19 protein-coding genes are annotated in these 26213 nt (G+C 60.1%); 8 read left to right on the forward strand and 11 right to left on the reverse strand.

Annotation, left to right across the window (positions count from 1 at the left end; translation table 11 throughout):
• Positions 1 to 64: 64 nt before the first annotated feature.
• Both gyrA and mtnA read right to left on the reverse strand, forming a co-directional pair.
• Positions 65 to 2728 carry a DNA gyrase subunit A gene (gene gyrA / locus LCU97_RS02145; protein ID WP_053155065.1) on the reverse strand — a complete coding sequence of 888 codons (2664 nt, stop codon included), beginning with the start codon at positions 2726 to 2728 and terminating at the stop codon, positions 65 to 67.
• A gap of 372 nt (positions 2729 to 3100) precedes the next feature.
• Positions 3101 to 4177: an S-methyl-5-thioribose-1-phosphate isomerase gene (gene mtnA, locus LCU97_RS02150; RefSeq protein WP_053155063.1), complete on the reverse strand. Its 1077-nt coding sequence runs from the start codon at positions 4175 to 4177 to the stop codon at positions 3101 to 3103.
• Between the two features lie 107 nt (positions 4178 to 4284).
• Here mtnA and LCU97_RS02155 point away from each other — a divergent pair, with 107 nt between their 5' ends.
• The 5 genes from LCU97_RS02155 to LCU97_RS02175 all read left to right on the forward strand — a co-directional run bounded on the left by LCU97_RS02155 (position 4285) and on the right by LCU97_RS02175 (position 9169).
• On the forward strand, positions 4285 to 5616 hold the full coding sequence (locus LCU97_RS02155; RefSeq protein WP_053155062.1) for a TRZ/ATZ family hydrolase: 1332 nt from the start codon (positions 4285 to 4287) through the stop codon (positions 5614 to 5616).
• Positions 5617 to 5678: 62 nt separating this feature from the next.
• On the forward strand, positions 5679 to 6377 hold the full coding sequence (gene ubiG, locus LCU97_RS02160; RefSeq protein WP_053155394.1) for a bifunctional 2-polyprenyl-6-hydroxyphenol methylase/3-demethylubiquinol 3-O-methyltransferase UbiG: 699 nt from the start codon (positions 5679 to 5681) through the stop codon (positions 6375 to 6377).
• A 4-nt stretch (positions 6378 to 6381) separates the two neighbouring features.
• On the forward strand, positions 6382 to 7053 hold the full coding sequence (mupP, locus tag LCU97_RS02165) for an N-acetylmuramic acid 6-phosphate phosphatase MupP (protein ID WP_053155057.1): 672 nt from the start codon (positions 6382 to 6384) through the stop codon (positions 7051 to 7053).
• 87 nt (positions 7054 to 7140) lie between these two features.
• Positions 7141 to 7881 (forward strand): YciK family oxidoreductase, encoded by a 741-nt coding sequence (locus LCU97_RS02170; RefSeq protein WP_232775444.1) that lies wholly within the window; start codon positions 7141 to 7143, stop codon positions 7879 to 7881.
• Positions 7882 to 8242: 361 nt separating this feature from the next.
• The gene (locus LCU97_RS02175; RefSeq protein WP_053155054.1) at positions 8243 to 9169 is read left to right on the forward strand and encodes a GGDEF domain-containing protein; all 927 of its coding nucleotides are present in this window, start codon (positions 8243 to 8245) and stop codon (positions 9167 to 9169) included.
• A gap of 75 nt (positions 9170 to 9244) precedes the next feature.
• Here LCU97_RS02175 and LCU97_RS02180 read toward each other — a convergent pair whose 3' ends face one another.
• Positions 9245 to 10003 carry a TenA family transcriptional regulator gene (locus tag LCU97_RS02180; protein WP_269802788.1) on the reverse strand — a complete coding sequence of 253 codons (759 nt, stop codon included), beginning with the start codon at positions 10001 to 10003 and terminating at the stop codon, positions 9245 to 9247.
• Between the two features lie 78 nt (positions 10004 to 10081).
• On the reverse strand, positions 10082 to 12541 hold the full coding sequence (locus LCU97_RS02185; protein ID WP_232775445.1) for an EAL domain-containing protein: 2460 nt from the start codon (positions 12539 to 12541) through the stop codon (positions 10082 to 10084).
• 304 nt (positions 12542 to 12845) lie between these two features.
• Between LCU97_RS02185 and LCU97_RS02190 the strand changes: the two genes are divergently transcribed.
• Positions 12846 to 17537, forward strand: coding sequence for a hypothetical protein (locus tag LCU97_RS02190; protein WP_232775446.1), 4692 nt, complete (start codon positions 12846 to 12848; stop codon positions 17535 to 17537).
• A 10-nt stretch (positions 17538 to 17547) separates the two neighbouring features.
• On the opposite strand, the gene LCU97_RS02195 is transcribed toward LCU97_RS02190, so the two are convergent.
• From LCU97_RS02195 to LCU97_RS02215, 5 genes are all read right to left on the reverse strand, one after another.
• On the reverse strand, positions 17548 to 19365 hold the full coding sequence (locus LCU97_RS02195) for an ABC transporter ATP-binding protein (protein WP_232775447.1): 1818 nt from the start codon (positions 19363 to 19365) through the stop codon (positions 17548 to 17550).
• Positions 19358 to 19993: a DsbA family protein gene (locus LCU97_RS02200; protein WP_232775448.1), complete on the reverse strand. Its 636-nt coding sequence runs from the start codon at positions 19991 to 19993 to the stop codon at positions 19358 to 19360. The genes LCU97_RS02195 and LCU97_RS02200 overlap by 8 nt, the downstream gene beginning before the upstream one ends.
• 3 nt (positions 19994 to 19996) lie before the next feature.
• Positions 19997 to 20938, reverse strand: coding sequence for an oxygen-dependent tRNA uridine(34) hydroxylase TrhO (gene trhO, locus LCU97_RS02205; RefSeq protein WP_232775449.1), 942 nt, complete (start codon positions 20936 to 20938; stop codon positions 19997 to 19999).
• A gap of 130 nt (positions 20939 to 21068) precedes the next feature.
• Positions 21069 to 21368 (reverse strand): BolA family protein, encoded by a 300-nt coding sequence (locus LCU97_RS02210; RefSeq protein ID WP_053155039.1) that lies wholly within the window; start codon positions 21366 to 21368, stop codon positions 21069 to 21071.
• Between the two features lie 12 nt (positions 21369 to 21380).
• Positions 21381 to 21902 carry a DUF2059 domain-containing protein gene (locus LCU97_RS02215; protein ID WP_053155038.1) on the reverse strand — a complete coding sequence of 174 codons (522 nt, stop codon included), beginning with the start codon at positions 21900 to 21902 and terminating at the stop codon, positions 21381 to 21383.
• 191 nt (positions 21903 to 22093) lie between these two features.
• Here LCU97_RS02215 and LCU97_RS02220 point away from each other — a divergent pair, with 191 nt between their 5' ends.
• Positions 22094 to 23488 carry a class II fumarate hydratase gene (locus LCU97_RS02220; RefSeq protein WP_053155036.1) on the forward strand — a complete coding sequence of 465 codons (1395 nt, stop codon included), beginning with the start codon at positions 22094 to 22096 and terminating at the stop codon, positions 23486 to 23488.
• Between the two features lie 59 nt (positions 23489 to 23547).
• Here the strand turns inward: LCU97_RS02220 and LCU97_RS02225 are convergent, their stop codons facing one another.
• Positions 23548 to 24510: a DMT family transporter gene (locus LCU97_RS02225; RefSeq protein WP_053155034.1), complete on the reverse strand. Its 963-nt coding sequence runs from the start codon at positions 24508 to 24510 to the stop codon at positions 23548 to 23550.
• 190 nt (positions 24511 to 24700) lie between these two features.
• On the opposite strand from LCU97_RS02225, the gene LCU97_RS02230 reads away from it, so the two are divergent.
• On the forward strand, positions 24701 to 24898 hold the full coding sequence (locus tag LCU97_RS02230) for a DUF6316 family protein (RefSeq protein ID WP_232775450.1): 198 nt from the start codon (positions 24701 to 24703) through the stop codon (positions 24896 to 24898).
• A gap of 117 nt (positions 24899 to 25015) precedes the next feature.
• Here LCU97_RS02230 and LCU97_RS02235 read toward each other — a convergent pair whose 3' ends face one another.
• The gene (locus LCU97_RS02235) at positions 25016 to 26200 is read right to left on the reverse strand and encodes a thiolase family protein (protein WP_232775451.1); all 1185 of its coding nucleotides are present in this window, start codon (positions 26198 to 26200) and stop codon (positions 25016 to 25018) included.
• Positions 26201 to 26213 lie beyond the last annotated feature (13 nt).

Genomic DNA, 26213 nt, shown 5'->3' on the forward strand with positions numbered 1-26213 from the left:
CGCAAATTTTCAAAAGGGATAAACAACAAGGGGGCGAATCTTCATCCGCCCCCTGCGTGTCTGCTTAGTCCTGCGGTTCTTCTTCATCTGCGGCAGCGTCGAGCGACTGGTCGCCGGTCATGTCATCGACGTCAGCCCCAAGGGCGCCGTCGAAGGTCACGTTCTCGTCGCCTTCCAGCTCCTCGCCTTCGACTTCCGATGGCTCCTGGACCCGCTCGAGTCCCACCAGCGTTTCGTCGTTGGCCAGCTTGATCAGCGTCACGCCCTGAGTATTACGGCCCAGGCTGGACACTTCATCGACCCGTGTACGGACCAGCGTACCCTGGTCGGAAATCAACATGATTTCCTCGCCATCGAGCACCTGGACAGCCCCCACCAGGCGGCCGTTACGCTCGTTGCTGACCATGGCGATCACGCCCTGACCGCCACGCTTGTACTCCGGGAACTCGCTGATAGGCGTGCGCTTGCCATAGCCACGCTCGGAAGCCGTGAGGATCTGGCTGCCTTCTTCGGGGATCAACATGGAAATCAGCTTCTGCCCTTCCGGCAGGCGCATACCGCGCACACCGCGGGCGGTACGGCCCATGGCGCGGACGTCGGATTCCTTGAAGCGGGTCACCTTGCCACCGTCGGAGAACAGCATCACTTCACGCTCGCCGTCGGTGATGGCAGCGGAGATCAGCACGTCGCCTTCGTCCAGCTCCAGGGCGATCAGGCCCACGCTGCGCTGGCGACTGAACGATTCGAGCGGGGTCTTCTTCACCGTACCGTTGGCGGTCGCCATGAAAATGTAGTGACCTTCGGTGTATTCCTCGACCGGCAGCATGGTGGTGATGTACTCGCCATCGTCCAGCGGCAACAGGTTGACCAGCGGACGACCGCGCGCAGCACGGGACGCCTCGGGGATTTCATAGGTCTTGAGCCAGTACACCTTGCCCTTGCTGGAGAACAGCAGCAGCGTGGTGTGGCTATTGGCGACCAGCAGGTGAGCGATGTAGTCCTCGTCCTTCACGCCAGTGGCCGACTTGCCTTTGCCGCCACGGCGCTGGGCCTGGTAGGCGGCCAGCGGCTGGGTCTTGGCGTAACCGCCGTGGGAAATGGTCACCACGCGGTCTTCTTCCGGGATCATGTCACCCAGGGTCAGGTCCAGGCGCGCATCGAGGATCTCGGTGCGGCGCACGTCGCCGTATTCGGCGCGGATCACTTCCAGTTCTTCGCGGATCACTTCCATCAGGCGCGTGGCGCTGTTGAGGATGCGGATCAGCTCGCCGATCTGGTTGAGGATTTCCTGGTACTCGGCCAGCAGCTTCTCGTGCTCCAGGCCGGTCAGGCGGTGCAGACGCAATTCCAGGATGGCCTGGGCCTGTTCCGGGGACAGGAAATACTTGCCGTCGCGCAGACCGTATTGCGGATCGAGGTTCTCCGGACGGCATGAGTCGGCGCCGGCACGTTCGACCATGGTCATCACCGCACTGGATTCCCAAGGGGTGCTGACCAGCGCTTCCTTGGCTTCCGACGGGGTCGGCGAGGCCTTGATCAGGGCGATGACCGGGTCGATGTTCGACAAGGCAACGGCCTGGCCTTCGAGGATATGGCCACGCTCGCGAGCCTTGCGCAGTTCGAACACAGTACGGCGGGTCACCACTTCGCGACGGTGACGCACGAAGGCTTCCAGCAGGTCCTTGAGGTTCAGGATCCGCGGACGACCGTCGATCAGCGCAACGATGTTGATGCCGAACACGCTTTGCAGCTGGGTCTGGGCGTAGAGATTGTTGAGGATCACCTCAGGCACTTCGCCACGACGCAACTCGATCACCACGCGCATACCGTCCTTGTCGGACTCGTCACGCAGCTCGGTGATACCTTCGAGCTTCTTCTCTTTCACCAGCTCGGCGATCTTCTCGATCAGGCGGGCCTTGTTCAGCTGGTATGGCAGCTCGGTGATAACGATCTGCTGGCGGCCGCCGACCTTGTCGATATCTTCGACGGTGGAGCGGGCGCGCATGTAGATGCGACCACGGCCGGTGCGATAGGCTTCGATGATACCGGCGCGGCCGTTGATGATCGCGGCGGTCGGGAAGTCCGGGCCGGGAATGTACTGCATCAGCTCATCGACGGTCAGCTCGGGATTGTCGATGAGGGCCAGGCAGCCGTCGATGACTTCACCGAGGTTGTGCGGCGGGATGTTGGTGGCCATGCCCACGGCGATACCGCTGGAGCCATTGACCAACAGGTTCGGGATACGGGTCGGCATCACCGCCGGAATCATCTCGGTGCCGTCGTAGTTCGGCACCCAGTCCACGGTTTCCTTGTGCAGGTCGGCCAGCAGCTCGTGGGCCAGCTTGGTCATGCGCACTTCGGTGTATCGCATGGCCGCGGCGTTGTCGCCGTCCACGGAACCGAAGTTGCCCTGACCGTCTACCAGCAGGTAGCGCAGGGAAAAGGGCTGCGCCATCCGGACGATGGTGTCGTACACGGCAGTGTCACCGTGGGGGTGATACTTACCGATCACGTCGCCGACGACACGGGCGGATTTCTTGTACGGCTTGTTGAAGTCGTTGCCCAGCTCGCTCATTGCGTACAGCACGCGCCGATGCACGGGCTTCAAGCCATCGCGCGCATCCGGCAGCGCCCGCCCGACGATCACGCTCATCGCGTAGTCGAGGTAGGACTGTTTCAGCTCGTCTTCGATATTGACCGGGAGGATTTCTTTGGCCAGTTCGCCCATGAGAAGCCTGATTCCTTTTTCTGGTGAAACCCCGTGCGTCCAGATGGGACGAACGAAGCTCGCCGCTGCAGAACAAGTGCCATGCAACGACTTACGACAAATCAACGAGTTATGCCATGGATCTGCGCAGTAGAGACTGCCTCGCAAGGCAGCCCTGGAAACCGCCGGATGTTATCACAAGAGCCGCCACGCACCTATCCCCCAGATGCGCATGGTGAGTAGTTAGTTGACCGATGACAGGCTGATATCGGAGCAGAGGCGCTTAGAGGCTTGCCGGATGCAGAATGGTGGGGTGGTTCTGGCTATTCCACTGACTTTAAGGGCCCTATCGCGAGCAGGCTCGCAATAGCGGCTTTTTGGTCAACCCTGATATCAATGCAACCGCTTGCGACACATCAACTGCGCCAGTTTCGCGGTATCCGGGCGCTCGACGATGCCCTTTTCCGTGATGATGGCGTCGATCAGGTCTGCCGGCGTCACGTCGAATACCGGATTGAAGGCATCCGCCTGCGCGCCCACCCGCTTGCCGCCGACTTCCAACAGTTCGCACCCATCGCGCTCCTCGATGGGAATGTCCTCGCCACTGGCCAGGCTCATGTCGATGGTCGAACTCGGCGCCACCACCATGAAGCGCACGCCGTGGTGCATGGCGCAGACCGCCAGTTGGTAAGTGCCGATCTTGTTCGCCACGTCACCATTGGCGGCGATGCGATCGGCACCGACGATCACCCAGGTCACGCCCTTGGTTTTCATGATGTGGGCGGCCGCGGAGTCTGCGTTGAGGGTTACCGGGATGCCTTCGTTGAGCAATTCCCAGGCGGTCAGGCGCGAACCCTGCAGCCACGGACGGGTTTCGCCGACATAGACGCGCTCGACCATGCCTTCGAGAAACGCGCCACGGATCACGCCCAGGGCCGTACCGAAACCACCGGTAGCCAGGCCGCCCGTGTTGCAGTGAGTGAGGATGGCCTGGGCATTGCCCTGGTGCCTGCGAATCAGATCGACACCGAGCTGGGCCATGGTCAGGTTGGCTTCGCGGTCGCTTTCATGGATAGCCATGGCCTCGGCTTCGAGCGCCGCCAGCGGCTCGACATGCTCCTTCAGACGCGCCAGCCGGTCGCGCATCCGGTCCAGGGCCCAGAACAGATTCACCGCTGTCGGCCGGGATTCGGCCAGCAGCGCAAAGTCGGTTTCCAGCGCGACCCGCCATTCACCGCCTTCGGCAAATCGCGCGCGAGCGGCCAACACCACGCCATAGGCCGCACTGATGCCGATAGCCGGCGCACCGCGCACCACCATCGAACGGATGGCTTCGGCCACGCCGGCCGCACTGTCATAGGCAATCCAGCGTTCCTCGAACGGCAAAAGACGCTGATCCAGCAAGTGCAGGTAGCCATTGCGCCAGTCGATGGCCTTCACCTTCTCAGCTGCCAACAGACGATCGCGCATCCCTCACCCCGCACTCATGAACAAAAGCCGCCGATTATAGCGATCCCTCCGCGAAGACGCTCGGGTATACTTCGCCATCCTTATATATCCGATGGAACCGACCCACGATGCCCAGGACCGCCGTTGCGCTCGACTTATTATTGCTGCCGACCTGGTTGGTGCCTGTCGAACCCGCCGGTGTGGTACTCAAGGATCATGGTCTGGGTGTCCGCGACGGCTGCATTGTCTTCATCGGGCCACGGGCAGAAGCCCTCCAGTGCAACGCCGCCGAAGTCCGCGAGCTGCCGGGCATGCTACTCAGCCCAGGGCTGATCAACGCTCACGGCCATGCGGCGATGACCCTGTTCCGCGGCCTGGCGGACGACCTGCCGTTGATGACCTGGCTCGAGCAGCATATCTGGCCGGCCGAGGGCAAATGGGTCGATGAGGCATTCGTCCGCGATGGCACCGATCTGGCAATCGCCGAGCAGATCAAGGGCGGCATCACTTGTTTCTCTGACATGTATTTCTATCCCAAGGTTGCCAGCGAACGCGTTCATAACAGCGGCATCCGCGCACAAATCGCCCTTCCGATCCTTGACTTCCCGATTCCCGGAGCCGCCAACGCCGACGAAGCCATCCGTCAGGGCATCGAATTGTTTGGCGACCTCAAGCACCATCCTCGGATCAAAGTTGCATTCGGGCCCCATGCGCCCTACACCGTCGGCGACGACAACCTGGAAAAAATCCGCGTCATCGCCGAGGAACTGGACGCAGCAATCCATATGCACGTCCACGAAACCGCCTTCGAAGTGCAGCAGGCATTGGATAACACTGCTGAGCGGCCCCTGGCGCGCCTGGGTCGACTGGGTTTGTTGGGCCCACGATTTCAGGCCGTGCACATGACTCAGGTCAGCGATGAAGACCTGGGGTTGCTGGTAGAAAGCAATTGCAGCGTGATTCATTGCCCCGAATCGAACCTCAAGCTGGCCAGCGGCTTTTGCCCGGTGGAGCGTCTGTGGCAAGCCGGGGTCAATGTCGCGATCGGCACCGACGGCGCGGCGAGCAACAACGACCTGGACCTGCTGAGCGAAACCCGCACCGCGGCGCTACTGGCCAAGGCTGTCGCCGGCTCGGCCACCGCCCTCGATGCCCACCGGGCGTTGCGCATGGCCACGCTCAATGGCGCCCGGGCGCTGGGCCTCGAAGCGACGGTTGGCTCGCTGGAAGTCGGCAAGGCGGCCGACCTGGTGGCCTTCGACCTGTCGGGACTGGCGCAGCAACCGATCTACGATCCGGTGTCACAACTGATTTATGCCACGGGCCGCGATTGCGCGAAGTACCTGTGGGTGGCCGGCAAACCATTGCTGGAGGACGGCCGGCTGACTCGCCTGGACGAATCGCAACTGATCGCCACGGCCCAGGCCTGGGGGCGTCGTATCGGCGGCCATGACGAATGACCCTGCCCCTCGAGCCGCGGCTCGGGGCCCTGATTTTTTTAAAGTTTTTCGAGGATCTGCACATGAGTAACGTCGACCACGCCGAAATCGCCAAATTCGAAGCACTGGCCCATCGTTGGTGGGACCGTGAAAGCGAATTCAAACCGCTGCACGACATCAACCCGCTGCGGGTCAACTGGATTGACGAACGGGTCAATCTGGCCGGCAAGAAAGTGCTCGACGTCGGCTGCGGCGGCGGCATCCTCAGCGAAGCCATGGCTCTGCGCGGGGCGACGGTGATGGGCATCGACATGGGCGAAGCGCCCCTGGCGGTCGCGCAACTGCATCAACTGGAATCCGGCGTCAACGTCGAATACCGGCAGATCACCGCCGAGGCCCTGTCCGAAGAGATGCCCGGGCAGTTCGACGTGGTCACCTGCCTGGAAATGCTTGAACACGTGCCAGACCCCTCGTCGGTCATCCGTGCCTGCTTCCGCATGGTCAAACCCGGCGGCCAGGTGTTCTTCTCCACCATCAACCGCAACCCGAAGGCGTATCTGTTCGCCATCATCGGTGCCGAATACATCATGAAGCTGCTGCCGCGCGGCACCCACGACTTCAAGAAATTCATCCGTCCATCCGAGCTCGGCGCCTGGAGCCGCATGGCCGGGCTGACCGTCAAGGACATCATCGGCCTGACCTACAACCCGCTGACCAAGCATTACAAACTGGCCTCGGACGTTGATGTCAACTACATGATCCAGACCCTGCGCGAGGAGTAAGTCAATGCGTCTGAAGGCAGTTCTCTTCGACATGGATGGCACGCTGCTCGACACGGCACCGGACTTCATCGCCATCTGCCAGGCCATGCGTGCCGACCGCGGCTTGCCGCCGATGAATACGCAGCATATCCGCGACGAGATTTCCGGGGGCGCCCGGGCGATGGTCGCGGTGACCTTTTCCATGGACCCGGAATCACCCGGGTTCGAGGAACTGCGCCAGGAGTTCCTGGATCGTTACCTCAAGGGTTGCGCGGTCCACAGCCACCTGTTCGACGGCATGGCCGAGGTGCTGGCCGACATTGAAGCCGCCAACCTGATCTGGGGCGTGGTGACCAATAAACCCGTGCGCTTCGCCGAACCGATCATGCAGCAACTGGGGCTGGCCGAGCGCTCGAAGGTGCTGATCTGCCCGGATCATGTGAAGAACAGCAAACCCGACCCGGAGCCGTTGATCCTGGCGTGCAAAATGCTGGACCTGGACCCGTCCAGCGTACTGTTCGTGGGCGACGACCTGCGGGACATCGAGTCCGGCCGCAGCGCCGGTACCCGGACCTGTGCGGTGACCTACGGCTATATCCATCCAGACGACAACCCCAGACATTGGGGGGCGGATGTGGTGATCGATCACCCGTCGGCGCTGCGGGAAGTATTGGATAACGCGTTGTGCAGTTGCTGAGCTGAAAGTCGCAGTCGTGAGAAGGGGATCCATCCCCTCACCACAACAGTGCATCACCACGCATCGTTTTGTTTCGTGAGGTTCTTTATGTTTGATTACACCGCCCGCTCCGACCTGCTCGAAGGCCGGGTCATCCTCGTGACCGGCGCCGGTCGCGGCATCGGCGCCGCTGCCGCCAAGGCTTACGCCGCCCATGGCGCCACCGTGTTGCTATTGGGCAAGACCGAAGCCAACCTGACCCAGGTCTACGATGAAATCGAAGCGGCCGGCCATCCACAACCGGCGGTGATCCCATTCAATCTCGAAACCGCCCTGCCCCACCAGTACGATGAATTGGCGGCCATGATCGAAACCGAATTCGGTCACCTGGACGGCTTGCTGCATAACGCCTCGATCATCGGCCCGCGCACACCGCTTGAACAACTCTCCGGCGAAAACTTCATGCGCGTGATGCACGTGAACGTCAACGCCATGTTCATGCTCACCAGCACGCTGCTGCCTTTGCTGAAACTGTCCAAGGATGCATCGGTGGTGTTCACCTCCAGCAGCGTCGGACGCAAGGGCCGGGCATACTGGGGTGCGTATGGCGTGTCAAAGTTCGCGACCGAAGGGTTGATGCAGACCCTGGCCGACGAGGTCGACTCCGTTTCGGCGGTTCGCGCCAACAGCATCAACCCGGGCGCCACCCGCACCAGCATGCGTGCCCAGGCCTATCCAGGAGAAAATCCACTCAACAACCCGACGCCTGAAGAGATCATGCCGGTCTATCTGTATTTGATGGGCCCGGACAGCACGGGTGTCAACGGCCAGGCTTTCAACGCCCAATAACGCCTCCACTTCACGTCGCGGCGGTTTACCGTCGCGGCGCTGCCTCGTGCAATGCCAAGCCAGGCGAATCGCCAGACCTCTGTCGCTCGACACCAGCGCCAGGCCCGCATCTGCATTTCACTGCGTTGATTTTCCAAGTGATTTTTCCGTATTGAACGGACTGGCACGAGTTTCGCTCTAAATACCCTCAAACACGCCATGTCCGGCGGGTAACAGGCATTGAGGCGAGACCTGCGGCCACTCAGGGAAAGCAGACTAGACTCAACTCAATGCCTCACGGGATTGATGGACCAGTACGATACGCAGCCCGGCGCTGCCTCGCCCACCCTATCGGGACAGATTTTGCAGGGGCTTACGCCATATGAAAACGCCCACCCAGACCAATACGATTGACTTCGACAGCGCCAAGTTGCAGCGCCTGGGGCTCGGCCAGCCGTCACCGTTATCGGCGCGGTCCGTCACTCTTGAGCAATTGCGCCAACAACTGGGCCAGCAATTGCAGACCAGCCTGGAGCCACAGCGGGTCCTGGGGCTGTTCTTCCGTGAAGTCCAGCGGCTGGTGCCATTGGATGCACTGGCCTACCAGCACAAGCCCAGCGACCTACGCATGGAGTTCGGCCAGCGCGGACACCACGTGCTCAGCTACAACTTGAGTCATGGAGGCGAAGATCTGGGCGAGCTGGTATTCCGGCGCAATCAGCGCTTTACCGATCCCGAGCAGCACGACCTCGAGTCCGTGATGTCGACGCTGCTGTTTCCACTGCGCAACGCCCTGCTCTACCGCGTCGCGACCCAGAGCGCCCTGCGCGATCCGTTGACCGGCACCGGTAACCGCATCGCGATGGAACAGACCTTGAATCGGGAAATAGACATGTCCCGGCGTCATATGCAGCCGCTGTCGCTGCTGATGCTCGATATCGATCATTTCAAGCGCATCAACGACACCTACGGCCATGACGCTGGCGATGTAGTGCTCAAGACTGTCGCCGAGTCGATCAAACAGCAATTGCGCAACGTCGACATGGTGTTCAGGTTCGGCGGTGAGGAGTTCCTGATCCTGCTTTCCAATACCAGCCGAGAGGCCGCAGCCGTGGTCGGTGAAAGGCTGCGTCATGCCGCTCAGTTGCAGGATTATTTTGCAGCGCAAACGAGGATCGACCTGACGGTCAGTCTCGGTTGCGCGACCCTGCTGCCGGGGGAATCCGTCGATAGCGTGCTCAGAAGGGTCGACAGCGCGCTGTATGTCGCCAAACGAGAAGGACGGAACCGGTTGGCGATGGCGGGCTGAAATGTTTGCGAGCCTGTTCGCAATGAAGTCCGACAGCCAACCTCCCCGTTGGCCATCGGACTGACTCAGGGGTGATCAGCTCCCGGCCAGGGCCAGACGCTCGCGAGTGGATGAGATTTTCTCCTGCTCCAGTTGCATACAGCGTTCCAGGAACAGGTACATGTAGTCATAGCTCTTGCAAATGGCTTGGCGCAGCTCGGCTTGCAAAGCCTTGCTCGGGTTCATGCCCGCCAGCGTGCAGATGATTTCCAGCGCTTCCCACGGGTGGGCGTCGTCGTACTGGGCATGCATCTTCAGCCATTTCATGGCCCGCTTGCGGTCTTCCTCGGCAAAGGCTGCCGCGTAGACACCACTGGAACACACCAGCGCCGACCACTCCCCGGTCGCACCCTCGATGGCATAGTTGGTCGCCGCAATCGCCACGACCAACGAATCCGATGAGCTGGTGTGCCAGCACCAGTGACTCAATGCATGCAGTTCAGGTGGCACCTGCTGTGCTTGCAGGTCTTCCAGCGTAACGCCATGGGCCGCACTCCAGTTCACCCAGTAGTCGGCATGGTTGAGTTCGACACGAATGTTGCGCATCAGCCAACGACGGGCCATGTCCTCGCCAGGGTGGCGGGCAAAGCGGGTCTTGGTGAGGTTCTGCGCCATGTACAAGGCGAACTGTTCGACGACCGGCCAACCACCGATGAGGTAGTGGCGCATGGTCCTGGTGCTGAGCTTGTTATCACGCATGCGCTGATACAGCTCGTGTTCGACAACCCGGCGCTTGCTCTCGCTGCAATCGGCAATGAGCAACTGTGCCCATTTCGGATAGCTTGTGGCGTCCATGAGCGGGCCTGTTCGGTTGAATGTGTCGATCACTGTCTGGCTCCTTTTGATTGTGATTTTTACGGATCAACAAGAGGTTCAGCGGAACGTGCCGGGGGCCTTGAATAACAACGGCTGGGGCCGGGCCGGCCTACACTGCAACGTGTCACAGGTAAACAATTGCGGGCGCTCGATCACATACCCTTGAGCGTAATCCACGCCGATTTCCAGCAATGCCTGCTCGATCTGGGCGGTTTCAACAAACTCTGCAATGGTGCGCTTACCCATGACGTGGCCGATGTGGTTGATCACTTCGACCATTGCACGGTTAATCGGGTCGTCCAGCATATCCTTTACGAAACTCCCATCGATCTTCAGGAAGTCTACAGGTAAATGTTTCAGGTAAGCGAATGAAGACATTCCGGCACAAAAGTCATCCAGGGAGAAATAACAACCCAAGCCCTTGAGTTCATTAATAAAGCGGATCGCACTGCCTAAATTCGAAATAGCGCTGGTTTCGGTTATTTCAAAACAAATCATTTCTGGCGGAACCGAATAGACCGCAAACTGTTTACGCAAGAAATCGAGAAACGCCTGATCTCCGATAGTAGTGCCTGACAGATTAATCGCACACATGGCCAGCGGTCTCTGTCCCGTCTCATTCAGGCACTGACGAATGATCTTGAAGACGTTCTCCACCACCCAACGGTCCAGAGAGGTCATCAGGCCATAGCGCTCCGCCGCGGGAATGAAGCTGTCAGGCAATATCATCCGACCGGCTTCGTCATACAGGCGCAACAGGATCTCGATATGCCCGCCGCCATGGTCACCTGGCCCGAGCGCGGCAATTTCCTGGGCATAAAGACAGAAGCGGTTTTCCTCCAGGGCCATGTGCAAACGCTGCACCCAGGCCATTTCGCCAAATCGCAGGGACAGCTCCGAATCGTCGGCGTGATAAACCTGCACGCGGTTGCGGCCCTTCTCCTTGGCCATGTAGCAGGCCATGTCGGCGGCACGCAGGGACGCCTCCAGGGTCGCCGGGTTCTGAGCGATATGCACCAGCCCGATACTGACGGTGGTCACAAAGGGCCGGCCTTTCCAGACGAAATGCAGATTCTGCACGGTCTGGCGCAGCCCCTCGGCGATCTTCTCCGCCGCGTCTGGCGCGCAGTTCTCCAGCAGGATACCGAACTCATCCCCACCCAGCCGGGCAAGGGTGTCGTTTTCCCGCAACCCCGATTGCAACAAAGCACAGATATGGCGCAACAGTTCATCACCCGCCGCGTGGCCGCAGGTATCGTTAACCAGTTTGAACTGGTCCAGATCGAGGAACATCAAGGCATGACGACCGCTCTGGCGCGTCAGGCTGTGCAAGGCCTGCTCCAGGCGGTACTCGAATTCCCGGCGGTTAGCCAGGCCGGTCAAGGCGTCATGGGTGGCCTGCCACGATAGGTTGGCGATGTATTGACGCTCCTGGGTCATGTCGTGCAATACCAGCACGGCGCCACTGACCTTGCCGCCATGGCGGATCGGCGCACCCACGAGCGTCACCGAAACCGTGCTGCCGTCCAGGCGCTGGATCAGTTTCGAATGCTCACTGCCGCCACCGAGCCGACCGCTGAGGATATGCTCGATCAGGGTCAAGCCCTCGGTCTGGGCGTTGTCGTCGAGTAAATTGAACAGCGCAGCCAGGGGCAGGCCGGTGGCATGCTCGGCCTTCCAGTGGGTCATCGCCTCGGCCGCAGGGTTCATATAGGCAATGGCGCCCTCGACGTCGGTGGTAATGACACCGTCGCCAATAGACTGCAGCGTGATCTGCGCCCGCTCTTTCTCCACTTGCAGCGCGTTGGCAAAAATCTGTCGTTGGGCCAGAAGTTTATGGGTACGCAACAATGCCAGGACAATCAGACCCAGGGCGGTGGCGAAGTTGGTCACCAGTAACAGGCGCAGAATAAAGCGAGACCCCTCGCCCAGCGCATCACTGAAAGCCTTCGCGGCAGGTGTGACGGAATCGTTGATGGCAAAGATCCGCGCCTTCCAGCCGCGGATATCGGGGTCCGTGGCCTTGCCTTGGGAAATGCTCTCGTGCATCTGCCGGGCGACGCTATTGAGTTCGGTCAGATAGCTGTCCCCCACCGTCCAGAGATCGATGGCTTCTTCCAGGTAACTGAAGTGACGGAAATTCAGGTAGAGCCAGATCAGGCTGGCGACGTCGTCCGGGTGATTGCCCCCCTTGAGGATACCCGCCCGTGCCGCTTCCAGATCCGGCGGCTGGCGATCCAGCGCCACTCGCAGTTCATGACCGCCCTCGGGCACGGCGATGGCTTGCTGGTACTTGTGAAAAATCGCCTCGTCGCGGCTGTCGGCGTAAAGATTGAGATAATAGATCGCATCTTTCTGTCCCTTCGACCAGAGACTTTCTCCCGCCACATAGCCACGGACCGCCGACAATACGTAAAGACTGACGCCTCCCAACAAGGCCTGAAACAGGACAACGGCTATAAAAGGCCAGACGATGCCCAACAACCGGGGAGTTCCGAGAGTCCGCGCTTGATTCATGAGGTCCCTGTCTAGTGGCCTGCTAGGCTCGTCGACCAGCCTTCAGACCGATCATTCCAGCAAGACTAGGAGCAGCGAGAGTTCCCCGCAAGAGGCCACACATTATTTAACGTTGCTCCCACTCGAACACCCGAACCGCTGCTGGCGACGCGTGAGGGTAACTACCGAAAAAGTGACAACATGCCTGCACGCTATACATATCTACCGCCTCGGACTTTCCCTGGACTGATTGGATACGAGCGCTCTCTATTTCGCACTTTTGAAGCGGTAGAGAACCTTTCGTTAGTTATCAGGGAACCCCACTATGCCGTCCTCGCCCGCTTCTGACCTTTCAGCACTGAACCCATGGCCGTCTCATGCCCAAGCGCACCAGGGTCTGCTGGATGAATATGACGCACTGCTGGCAGTGATTCGAAGCAATGAAACACCCTCCGACAGGTTTATCGACAGGCTGCTGATCCCCAGACCGTGCTCGCCCATGGCCCTGGAAAATGAAGTCGGTCAACGTGCATTGCGAGCGCTGATCGAAGACAAGGCTTATCAAGCGCTGTGCGACAGGCTGGATGCCTCGCCCGACAAGCTGACGGTCACGCTGAAAGAAGGCAAAGCCTTTTACTCGACACACCAGAAGAGCGGTCCCGATGTCGTCCAGCTTGAACTCGACAAGCAGCCTGGCTGCCAGGGCTTATTGGTGAACATTGAAAAATCCGCTCTAAGGCTGGGTGGCAAGATCCGCTTCGACAGTCAGTTTTCCCTGATCAGAATGACCCGCTTCTATGGTTTTATCCCTTGGGACCCGCAAGACGCCGGACAACGCGAAGCCACGATCGATGCTCTGGAAGAAAAGCGTGCTCGCCATTCACTCGGACTGTGGCATGGCATAAATCTCGACGAAGCCAGCCAGGAGCCGACACCCGAACAGGCGCTGACCAACAGTCGGATCATCGACACGGTGCGCCGATTCCTGCCCACACCACAAACCTCCCTGCTGGCCTGTCTCGATGCTGTCGACATCGACAAGCTGACGACGGCGAAACTCCGTGCGAAACCGTCGATGTACCTCGAAACAATCCTGCAATCGGCAAAAGCCCAGGCCTTGGCGAACCTACTGTTGCAAGCCCTGGGCTGGTTCGGTGGCGGAGCCGGCGAAGAAACCGCTCCTGGAATTCGCGTCCAGCTGGTGATCAAAGCCCTTCGCCTGTGGATCGCCCCGGCAGGTGGCGAAAATCCGGAGGGCGTTGCCGGCTATGTTTGGCAAAAGTCGTCCTATTGGGGAAAGAGCTACCAGGAAATCCAGACAGGGTTCGAGGAGCATCTGCTCGCGTCCAAACGCGCCTCGTCCGAGAACGAATCCATTTTGATTGCGGGGCTTTTCCAACCCTTGTTCCCGGCGGAGTTCCAAGTTCGCGATATACCGCCACAATTGGCTTACCGAAGCTCCACTGTCTGGGTGAATTTTGTCCATGGCGTCCATCTCGCCAATGCCATTGACCCTTTGTTATTGCACCGCCTGAACTTCCAGCAATTGGTCGATCTGCCAATACGGCAGGCCGACGAAGCAACATCCGAAGACTTGAAGTTGATTACGCTGACCCGATTGAAACCGATGCTGGAATGGGCCGTGACGAATGGAATGGTTTCTTACAAAGCTGACGCCAACTATTCGACGCAAGATCTACAGGACACCGCGCAAAAGCTCGATACCACCATCGATAGTTTGAATCAGGCGATCCGCTGGCTCGACAGTCCACCGCCCGAAAGGCTGAACATTGCCAAACTCAAGGTGGCGAGACTCTTTGGCGAAGGACGCTTCGTGACCGATGGAAGGAAACTGGTCAAGGAAGCCGATGCTGTTCACGCCGCCCCAAACTTTCGAAGTGTGCCCCCGATTGGCGGAACTGCCCCAAACACTTATTCATTTATTGACGTCTACGCCTCCGGCCAACTCACCGGGCGAAAATGGTTTGTCACCGGGCCCGATGGAAAATATGCAACCAATGCCTGGTTGAAAATCGCCAGTGATCGAACCGTCCAGACGAATCTGTGGTGGCCGAACCTGTCTGCAATACCCCGGGAAGACAGAGTTCTGCCAGATATCGAGAAGACCTTTGCGACTCACTTCAAGATTTACATCCACCAAATCAAAAGCGCCTACAGGACACTGATCGCCCACCAACTCGCGTCTCTTCCGTTGTCTGACCGTCACACCTTGGAATATGGATCGATCAAGGTCTACTCCTTGAGACAAGCAACCACCGGGGTCGAAGCGGCGAATGAGACGCACGAGACGACGCTCCCTCTGCGCGCACGCAACGGATTCATCCTGGCGGCGACCCGAGACGAAAAAACTGCCTACTATGAACTGCTGCCCCGGGCCGGAGTCATCCGGCGCCGAACGGATATGACTTCGCAGCACCTGGGTGGCGAACAAAAAACCGAGAAATGGAGAGTCAGCCGCGGTTCAGCCGTGAGCGCGACAGTGATACGTCACAAGCGTCTCCCTTTCGATTGGGATGCCCATGTAAAAGGAACGGCTCCAGGCGCTGATGCCCACTGCGACGCGATCCTGGACCAGCTCGGTGAAACACTTGAACCGACAGAAAGAAATGACAACACCGCCCTGCCAAATACATTGGAGTCGAAGACCACTCACCGAATCACCCGGCACATTGCCCAACATCTGCTTTTCGTCGATGAAAAAGCGCTGTACGACAGTTGCTATGGAAAAACCGAATTCGACCATGAAGAAGCCAGGCGCAAGAAGATCATCGAATGGGCAAAGATGCTGGTGCCTTTCTGGAGCAGCATCGAAGACCTGACCTCAGGTGATCGTGGCCGGCTGGCAAGCGGTGCCTTTGGCCTGTTCATTGATTTTGCATCGTTCGTCCTGCCCATCGGGAAATTCGCCTCGGGCTCATTGAAGCTGGTCAGGACGGTGGGGAAATGGAGTATCCGCGAAACCCTTCCCGCCTTTGCGAAACTCTCGGGCACCTTGCTTAACGCCACCCTGAACCCCCTCGATGGCATTCCATCCTTGTTGCAGGCGGGTAGCCAAAGCGCCTACCGGCTCGGCAAAAAAGGTTATCTGAGCCTCAAGACCTTGAGCGGCAGAGCAGGACAATATGATTTCGTGAAAGGCATGGGCCAGGTCACCGATCCTGGACGATGGCGCCCCCTGCTGCCAAATGACCACCTCGGCGCCGTGCGTGGTGTCGATGATGTGCCTGTGCGCAACGTCGGCACCCTGGAGATTGCCGACTACCGCCTGGTAGACCCGCTCTCCTCCAAACCTTACGGTTCGTCGCTGACCGCGGCTTCGGCCGACTTGTCCCTGGGACGCTCCCACTACAGCACGCTGGTCCGGACCGACGCCCATGTCATCGTCCAGGTGCCGGATAAAACCCGCGTGCGAGAATTGCTTGAAGTCGACGGCAACCGGACCTTTTATCTGGATGATGTGCCCTATCGGTTGCACGATGGACGCCTGCGTCGGGCCAGCCAACTGGACGCCAGCGAACGACTCGGGCAACGCCCATGCCGTGTGCGTCGTGCACCCGACGAGTTTTGCAAGACCAGGTATGTGTTGCCGGGCAAGCCCGCCGAACGGCCACCTGCCGGTGAGTTCGACCCCGAACCGAGTTGGGCCCCCTGGTTCGGCGATACGACGCTTTATCCCTCCGTGCCGGAAACCGTCAATGACCGCGCCCTGTTGGCCTTCGAAGGGAAGATCTATGAACTCAAGGGCGGCAAGCTCAACACTTACAAAGGCCGACCGGAATGGATTGGCCTCACCAGCAAAGTCCCCGTCCCTCGGGAAACCGTTTCGGCGACACTGCAGTTCCAGACCGGTCTGTATGGGGGAATCAAAGTTACGGGTACAGCACAGAACATCGACGATATACATGAGACGGGCGCGTTGATCATCCGCTCTCTCGACGAGAAATCCACGTATGTCTTCACTCGCCTGAACTTCGATGATTACTACATGACGACACTGTCCTCCACCGACAGTGTCGAGTCTGCGCTGACCCTGAAGAAATTGAGCACTGACGACCTGGCGCCAGGCACGGTGGGTGAGGAACTGCAACGGGTGTACATCGGTTCGCTGAATGCGAACAATGCCGCCAGGGTCTACGGCAGAGACCAGATCGAACTGGCGCTGGACAAAATCGATGAAATTTCGATTCCCATTGGAGCGCCTGTCCACCCGCCTTCGAACATGAAGTGGGTGAAAGTTAATACCTACTCCGCTGAAGCCGTGTTGTTCGACCGCAGGACGAGAATGATCGTCTGCGAGCTACCCAATGGCGCGGCCGTCTGGAAGCCTTCCACGCAGGCGCCCGAAGCCCTGCAAAAATCTACAGGGGACGTGTTCAACGCGCTTTTTACAAATCCATCCACCCCCGATACGGCGTCATCGACAAGCCGGGTCATCACCATCAACGACGCCATGCAGGAACTGCAAAAAATCCTGCCGACGCAAAACCAGAAGAACATCGCCTTCGCCAGCGTGACCACCGCGTCGGGCAAAAATGAAGTCTATGTCAGCGTCTCCGGAATCGAGGACTACACCCGGCATCTGCCACTGTTCAAATCCAGCGGTGGGCTGACCGAGATTCCACGGGGCGACACCACATACTTCAATGTCGACGGCCTCAGGCCGCCCATCGATCCAGCCGCGCTTAGCCTGAGCCCTGAAGGGAAACTGCTGGCCATCCCTCACCTCATGGACGGCCCAGGCAGTTCGGACAGGCTGAGCCGCGTCACTTCGGGTGACAGCGAAAGCAAACTGGTCGCCTATCTCAGTGAAAAGTACCCGGATCCGGAAGACATCAAGTCGATCACAATGGCGACGACCCTGCCGCCCTGCGAATCCTGCTCGATTGTCATGAAGGAATTCGGCCATGAACGCGGTGCCGACGCACTGAACGTCATCTGGGGACAGCGGCGCAAGCGCCCGGCCACGGAAATGAACGCATCAAGCGATTCGGAATGATCCCGCGTCATCAATGCTGTTGCAGATGACCGTAGAGCTTGGCGTAGAGGCCACCATCAGCCATCAGTTGCTGGTGACCGCCGTCTTCGGCAATTTGCCCGCCATCGAACACCAGCACCCGGTCAGCCTGTTTCACGGCCGACAAACGGTGCGCAATGATCAGGGTTGTCCGGTTACTCAGGAACCGGGCCAGCGCCTGGTGCAGGTTGTATTCGGTGGCGGCGTCCAGGGCGGACGTCGCCTCGTCGAGGATCACCACCTTCGGCTCGGCCAGTACCATGCGGGCGATGGCCAGGCGCTGGCGTTGCCCACCGGACAAACGCACGCCGGAACGCCCGACGATGCTGTCCAGTCCGTTGGGCAGCTCGCGGATCGTGCTGTGCAACTGCGCGATTTCCAATGCCCGCCAGCAGGCCTCGTCGCTGCGTTCGCGGCCCATGGTCAGGTTGGCCCGCACCGTATCGTTGAACAGTGCCGGGTGTTGCAGAACCACTGCGACATTTTCCCGGATGGTTTCCAGGCCGATCTCCTGTTGCATGGCATCGCCGAAGCGGATGCTGCCCGACTGCGGTGTGTAAAGTCCCAGCAGTAGCTGCACCAGGGTGCTTTTGCCACCGCCGCTGGCCCCGACGATGGCGACTTTTTCCCCGGGCGAAATAGACAGGTTCAACTGGTTGAGCACCAGTTCCTCACCATAACCGAAGCTCAGCCCCTGAATATCGATCCCCACGGTGTCACGCCCCTCGAAGGGGTCGATGTCGCCGCTGTACTGGGGCTCGTCGTTGCGCGCCAGCAACTCGTTGATGCGGCTCAGGGCACCGCCCGCCGCGTAATAGGCGTACTGCAGATTCAACAATTGCTCCACCGGGCCGATCATGAACCACAGGTAGCTGAACACTGCCAGCATCTGGCCAATGGACAGGTCGGAGAACAGTACGGTGAGCATCGCCGCGGCACGAAAGATATCGATACCGAACTGGAAAAGCAGGCCACTGGCGCGGCCAGATGCGTCGCTTTTCCATTGGGAATTGACGGCGTAGTCACGCACTTCCCGTGCACGCAGACCCAGTCGCCCGAGGAAGAAACCCTGGCGGTTACCGGCCCGTACCTCCTGGATGGCATCCAGGGTTTCGGTCAAGGCTTGAGTGAAACGCGAGGTGCTGTCGTTCTCCAGCTTCTTGAGGTGCTTGACCCGTTTACCCAGTTGCACCGTGGCGTAGATCACCAGGGGGTTGAACAGCAGAATCAACAGCGCCAGTTTCCAATGCATCCACATCAGAATTCCCGCGGTGCCCACCAAAGTCAGCATCGCCACCAGGAACCGGCTGAGGGTTTCGCCGACGAACTTGTCGAGGGTGTCCAAGTCGGTGACCAGGTGAGCCGCCACGGTGCCGCTGCCCAGGCTTTCGTATTCACCCAGGGAGATGCGCTTGAGGCGGTCGATCAAGCGGATGCGGATGCGATAGACAATGTCCTTGGCCAATCTTGCGAACAAGCGCGCCTGCAAGACGTTGAACAGCAACGCGCCGCAGCGCAGAACCAGGGTCGCCAGTAGCATCAGCCCGATGTAGCCGGCCGCGCTCTGCCAACCTGTCGGCAAGGCGTGGTTCATCACCTCCAGTGCCGCATCGCCACGGCCCAGCAGCACTTCGTCCACCAGCAATGGCAACAGCAAGGGAATCGGTACGCTGCACAAGGTCGCCAGCACGGCCACGCCGTTGGCGATCCACAGGGCTTTTTTGTGCTTGAGGGCCAGGCGACGGATTTCTGCCCAGGTCAATCGATCGGTGCGTTGCGGGACCGAAGCCCCCTCCGGCAGGTCAGGCACAGGCCGCGCGCTCCAGCCAACGACCCAGCAATGGAGACAACTGGCTCAGAGGCTGGTAGCCGTTGGTGAGCAAGGCCAATTGGCCGTCACGCTCGGCGAGCAGCGTGGGGAACCCGGCAATACCGAGGTCCTGCACCCAAGTGAAATCCGCAGCGGTGGCCGCATGTTGGTCGGCACGGTCAAACGCTTCGGCAAACTCGATGCGCGGTAGCCCGGCCTGCTCGGCCAGTTCCACCAGGACGCTGGCATGGGTCACGTCGCGCCCTTGTACATAGAACGCCTGCTGGATCAGCTTCACCAGCTTCCAGGCCAGGTCCGGCGCCAGGCAGCGAGCCGTCACTACCGCCCGGCAGGCAGGTTCGGTGTCATAGACGAAACCGTCCGGCAATGCCCCTTCGAACTTGAATGGCTGGCCGGTGGCATGGGTCACGGCCTGCCAATGCTCGAGGATGTAGCGCCGGGTCGTCGGCTCCAGCGCCGAACCACTGCCGGTACGCAGCCCCCCCATGACCAAATGCAGTTCGACGCCAGCGGCGTGCGCCTGCTCGGCCAATGCATCGGCTACCGGCGCGAAGCCCCAGCACCAGGAACACATCGGGTCCATCACATAGAGCAGGCGCGATGCCATGGTTCAAGCCTCGGAAGCTGATTGCTTGTAGTTGTAACCGATCGGGTGCGGCATGTTACGAGCTTTCGCCAGCTCGATCTGCTTCTGCCGGTCGATGGCACTGCGCCGGGTCTTCTCGCTCAGCGTGTCCCAGCAATGCGGGCAACTGATACCCGGTACGTAATGCTCCGAAGCGCGATCTTCGACGCTGACCGGCGTACGGCAGGCATGACATTGATCATAGTCGCCCTCGCTGAGGTCGTGGCGAACCGTCACACGGTTATCGAACACGAAGCAGTCACCGCGCCACTTGGTTTCTTCCTGAGGCACTTCTTCGAGGTATTTCAGGATCCCACCCTTGAGGTGATAGACCTCATCGAACCCTTGGCCAAGCATGTAGCTGGAAGCCTTTTCACAACGAATGCCGCCGGTGCAGAACATCGCCACTTTCTTGTGCCTGGCCGGATCGAAGTTGGCTTTGATGTAGTCGGGGAATTCGCGAAAACTGGTGGTCTTCGGGTCGATGGCGCCTTCGAAAGTGCCGATGGACACTTCGTAGTCGTTGCGGGTGTCGATTAGCAGCACTTCCGGATCGCTGATCAGTGCGTTCCAGTCCTTGGGCTCGACATAGGTGCCGACCTGCTTGTTCGGGTCCACGCCTTCGACGCCAAGGGTGACAATTTCTTTCTTGAGTTTGACCTTGGTGCGGTAGAACGGCTGTTCGTCGCAGTACGACTCTTTATGGTCGATATCGACCATGCGCGGATCGCTGCGCAGCCAGGCCAGCAGTCCGTCGATGCCTTCGCGAGTACCGGAAACCGTGCCGTTGATGCCTTCCAGGGCAATCAGCAAGGTGCCTTTGATGCCGTTATCGAGCATGGCCTTGAGCAGTGGCTCACGCAACTCGACGTAATCTTCCAGGGTGACGAACTTATATAGTGCCGCCACGACAATGGGTGGTGTCATGGGTATTTCTCCAGGTGGCTACCCTCGTAAAGGGTGAACCGGATACGAAAAAAAACGCGCCGGGTAAGCGGCGCGCTGCGGATTCTAACAAATACACGGTGGCTTTAGGAGCACACCTGTGGCGACTGCATCAGTGCTTGCTGCCACCGGCACAGGTCGGCGAAGCCGGGGCCGCGTCGATCTGTGCCCACTCCTCGGGGGTGTAGGTGTGCAGCGCCAACGCATGGAATTCGCCCATCAGCTCGCCGAGGGTGCCATAGACCTTCTGGTGGCGCTTGACCCGATTGAGGCCTTCGAATTGTCGGCTGACCACCACCGCCTTGAAATGGGTCTGCTGCCCGCGGCTATGCATGTGGCTTTCATCCAGCACTTGCAGATGCTCGGGCTGCAGCAGCCCGAGCGTCGATTCGATGCGTTGTTGCATGCTCATATCGGGCTCCGCTTACGGCTTTTTCTTGACCGGGGCGGCGGCTTTCGGTTCGAGCTCGGCGGTCATGTCCGCCAGCAGCTTGTTGACCACCGGCACGGCGCTTTCCAGCTTGGCCTGGGTCAGTTGGGCCGACTGCTGGGTCAGCTGCGGCATTTTTTCCAGGACTTTCTTGCCCAGGGGCGACTGGTAGAAGGCTACCAGGTCCTTGAGCTCCGACTCGCTGAAGTTGGTGGTGTAGAGCTTGACCATATCCGGCTTGAGCTTGTTCCAGCCGATGGCCTGGTCCAGCGCGGCGTTGGCCTTGGCCTGGTAGGTTTCCAGGGTGGCTTTCTTCGACTCGGGCGCCTTGGTCTGCTCGAAGCGTTGGGCAAACATCTGCTGCACCTGCATGTACACCGGGGTGCCCAGTTTGTCAGCATGCGCCAGGGTCAGGAACGCTTCGGCACTGGCGTTGTGGCTGGCGGTATCGGCGAGAACAGGGCCGCTGGCACACACCAGAGCAACTGCGGTACAGATGGCACGAAGACGGGTCATCGAGTTTCCTTTTCTAGCTGGCGAGGTTAAACCCCAGGGGCGACCATTCTGCGCCTAAAAAACGCCGCGCCTCAACCCCGTCCCTTGCCGGGTCCGATTGACGGACCGAACCGGGCGCTCCTACATTGACGGAACCGGTGCCGCCCGCCAGGGCCTAAACAGCGCATTCAGACCTACAGGAGTTTGACCCGATGAGCCGTATTGAAACCGACAGCCTTGGCCAGGTTGAAGTCCCGGATGAAGCCTACTGGGGAGCCCAGACCCAGCGCTCCATGATCAACTTTGCCATCGGCAACGAACGCATGCCGCTGTCGGTGTTGCACGCCCTGGCACTGATCAAGAAAGCCGCCGCACGGGTCAACGACCGCAATGGCGACCTGCCCGCCGACATCGCCCGCCTGATCGAACAGGCCGCCGACGAGGTACTGGCCGGCCAGCACGACGATCAGTTCCCGCTGGTGGTCTGGCAGACTGGCAGCGGCACCCAGAGCAACATGAACGTCAACGAAGTGATCGCCGGTCGCGCCAACGAGCTGGCGGGCAATCCCCGTGGTGGCAAGAGCCCGGTGCACCCTAACGATCACGTCAACCGTTCCCAGAGCTCCAACGACTGCTTCCCGACCGCCATGCACATCGCCGCCGCTCAGGCCGTCCATCAGCAACTGCTGCCGGCCATCGCCGAGTTGTCGGGCGGGCTGGCGGAACTGGCGGCGCGGCACATGAAACTGGTCAAGACCGGTCGTACCCACATGATGGACGCCACGCCCATCACGTTTGGCCAGGAACTGTCGGCTTTCATCGCCCAACTGGACTATGCCGAACGGGCGATCCGTGCCGCGTTGCCAGCGGTGTACGAACTGGCCCAGGGCGGCACCGCAGTGGGCACCGGACTGAATTCGCCCCATGGTTTCGGCGAAGCGATTGCCGCTGAGCTGGCGGCGCTATCCGGCCTGCCGTTCGTCACCGCGCCGAACAAGTTCGCGGCCCTGGCGGGCCATGAGCCGCTGACCACCCTGTCCGGCGCCCTGAAGACCCTTGCCGTGACCCTGATGAAAATTGCCAACGACTTGCGCCTGCTGGGTTCCGGGCCTCGTGCGGGGTTCGCCGAGGTGAAGCTACCAGCCAACGAGCCGGGCAGCTCCATCATGCCCGGCAAGGTCAACCCGACCCAGTGCGAAGCATTGTCGATGCTGGCCTGCCAAGTCCTGGGCAACGACGTGACCATCGGCTTCGCCGCCAGCCAGGGTCATTTGCAACTGAACGTGTTCAAACCGGTGATCATCCACAACCTGCTTCAATCGATCCGCCTGCTGGCCGACGGTTGCAGCAACTTCCAGGCGCATTGCATCGCCGGGCTGGAGCCCGACGGCGAGCAGATGGCGGCGCACCTGGAACGCGGCCTGATGCTGGTCACCGCCCTGAATCCGCACATTGGCTACGACAAATCCGCTGAAATCGCCAAGAAGGCCTATGGCGAAGGGCTGACCTTGCGCGAATCGGCCTTGCAGTTGGGGTATTTGACCGACGAAGAGTTCGATGCCTGGGTACGGCCGGAGAACATGCTGGAGGCGGGAAGCCAGGGCTGAGTCGTGTGTGACTGACAGCCCTCATCGTGAGCAGGCTCGCTCTCACAGGGGAATGAACCCTATCGCTCTGTAACCATCCGCTCACGCCGGGCCCTGAGCCCGGCCATCAGCGAAGGCCCCAACGCCACCAGCGCCGAACCGAGCACCACCAGCACTGCCCCCCCATAGCCCAGCAGATTGATCTGCTCGGCATGGACGTAATCGGGCCACCACCAGGCGGCCAGCGCCACCGCAGCGAAAGTCACCAGCGGCGTGATCGCCAGGGTCGCACTCACCCGCGAGGCTTCCCAGTGAGCCAGGGCCTCGGCAAACGCACCATAGGCAATCAGGGTGTTGAGGCAGCAGGCCAACAGCAGCCAGCCTTGCAAAGGACTCAGTTGCAAGGCCTCCAGCGGATGCACCCACGGCGTGAGCAACAAGGCGCAGAACAGGTAGATCACCATCATCACCTGCAAGGAATTCCAGACCGTCAACAATTGCTTCTGGCCCAAGGCGTAGAAGGTCCAGACCGTCGATGCCAGCAGCACCATAAGAACCCCGGCGGTGTAGTCGCTCAAGGAAGTCAACAATTCCGCGAGGCGCTGGTTGAAGAACAGCGTGAAACCGATCAACAACACCAGCAGGCCGATTCCCTGCCCCAGGCTGAAACGCTCCTTGAACACAAACAGGCTGGCCACCAGCAACATGATCGGCCCCATCTGTACCACCAGTTGCGCGGTGCCGGGGCTCAAGCGATTGAGGCCCATCAGGTACAGGACGTAGTTACCCACCAGTCCCAACACTGCCATTGCCACCAACCAGCCGCCACGCGGGCCAAGCACTTTGCGGCTGGGCAAGCGTCGCGTCGCCGCCAGGTAGATGAACAGCAGTCCGCCGGACACCAGCAAGCGAAACCAGGTCACGGTGATCGGATCCATCACTTGCAGCACTTGCTTGAGCTTGATTGGCAGGATGCCCCATAACAGCGCGGTCAATAAGGCGAGCAGCAGGCCGTAGACCCAACGACCGGACGAAATGTGCATGCAATCCCCGAGGCTCAAGAAAAGAACGGCTATTCTAGTTGGAGAATGCTTTGGCGACACAGAGACAGTTGGATACTAACAGTTCGGGCAAAAGGGTATGGCACATTGCCGCCTATCGGCTGGCCAAGCGCCAGTGAACGGCAACTCATAGAATGCGCCCTTCGTTCGACGCTTTTTTTGGAGCCTTCCAATGCTTGGCAAACGCGCCCAAGACGTCGCCCCGGCGATGGTCTTCCCCAGTGACCGGATTTGCCGGATAAACGGTGAATTCTATTTCAGTACCCGGGAAGGCACCCAGGAAGGCCCGTTCGTCAGCCGCGAGGTTGCCTTGCTCGAAGTCGAGGCCTATATCAAGCGAATGCTGCAGGTGGATAAGGTCGCCAGCTGACGACCTTATCGGGACTGTCTGACCGGAGCAACAGACCAAAGCATCCCGCTGTTAAATGAGGGCTGCTGCGCAGCCCAACGGGGATAAATCCCCTCGCCACAACAGCTCGCGGCTTGATTACCTCACCGCCTCGAACAACCCCGTCGCCCCCATACCGCCGCCCACGCACATGGTCACCACGCCATAACGCAAACTGCGCCGTTGCAGTTCACGCACCAGATGCCCCACTTGGCGCGAGCCGGTCATGCCGAACGGATGGCCAATGGCGATCGAGCCGCCGTTGACGTTGTATTTCTCGTTGTCGATCTCCAGGCGATTGCGGCTGTACAGGCACTGGGACGCGAACGCCTCGTTGAGCTCCCACAGATCGATGTCAGCGATCTGCAGTCCCTTGGCCTTGAGCAGTTTCGGTACCGAGAACACCGGACCGATGCCCATTTCGTCCGGCTCGCAACCGGCCACGGTAAAGCCACGAAAAAACGCCTTGGGCCTGAGCCCCAGGGCCAGGGCTTTTTCCAGGCTCATCACCAGGGTCATCGAAGCACCGTCGGAGAGTTGCGACGAGTTGCCCGCCGTAACCGATCCGTCCTCGGCGAACACCGGCTTCAAGCCGGCCAGGCTCTCATAGGTCGTGTCCGGGCGGTTGCAATCGTCGCGATCGACCACCCCATCGAGGATCTGCACCGCACCGGTGTGCTTGTCTTCGACCTTGTACTTGACCGCCATCGGCACGATCTCATCCTGAAAAAAGCCCGCCGCCTGGGCGCGGGCGGTGCGTTGCTGGCTCTGCAAGGCGTAGCGGTCCTGCTCCTCGCGGCTGACCTGATAACGGCGTGCGACGATCTCGGCAGTCTGGCCCATGGGAAAATAGATCCCCGGTACCTGTTCCTTGAGCAACGGATTGATCAGGTTGTCGGTGTTGACGCTTTTCATCGTCAGGCTGATGGACTCCACGCCCCCGGCCACGATGATCTCGCTGCAACCGGAGGCGATCTGGTTGGCAGCGATGGCGATGGCTTGCAGGCCGGAAGAACAGAAACGGTTGAGTGTCATGCCGGCGGTGCCGGTGCCCAGGTGGGACAGCACCGCCACGTTACGACCAATGTTATAACCCTGGGCTCCCTCGTTGGAGCCGGCGCCGACAATGCAGTCTTCGACGCTGGCGGGGTCGATATCACTGCGCGTCAGCAGCGCGTTGACGCAATGGGCCGCCATGTCATCCGGCCGAGTCATGTTGAACTTGCCACGAAAGGACTTGGCCAGGCCAGTCCGGACGCTGTCGACGATCACCACTTCACGCATGGCGCTACCTCAT

The organism is Pseudomonas uvaldensis, assembly GCF_021271205.1.
In the GTDB taxonomy this organism is placed as follows: Bacteria; Pseudomonadota; Gammaproteobacteria; order Pseudomonadales; family Pseudomonadaceae; genus Aquipseudomonas; species Aquipseudomonas uvaldensis.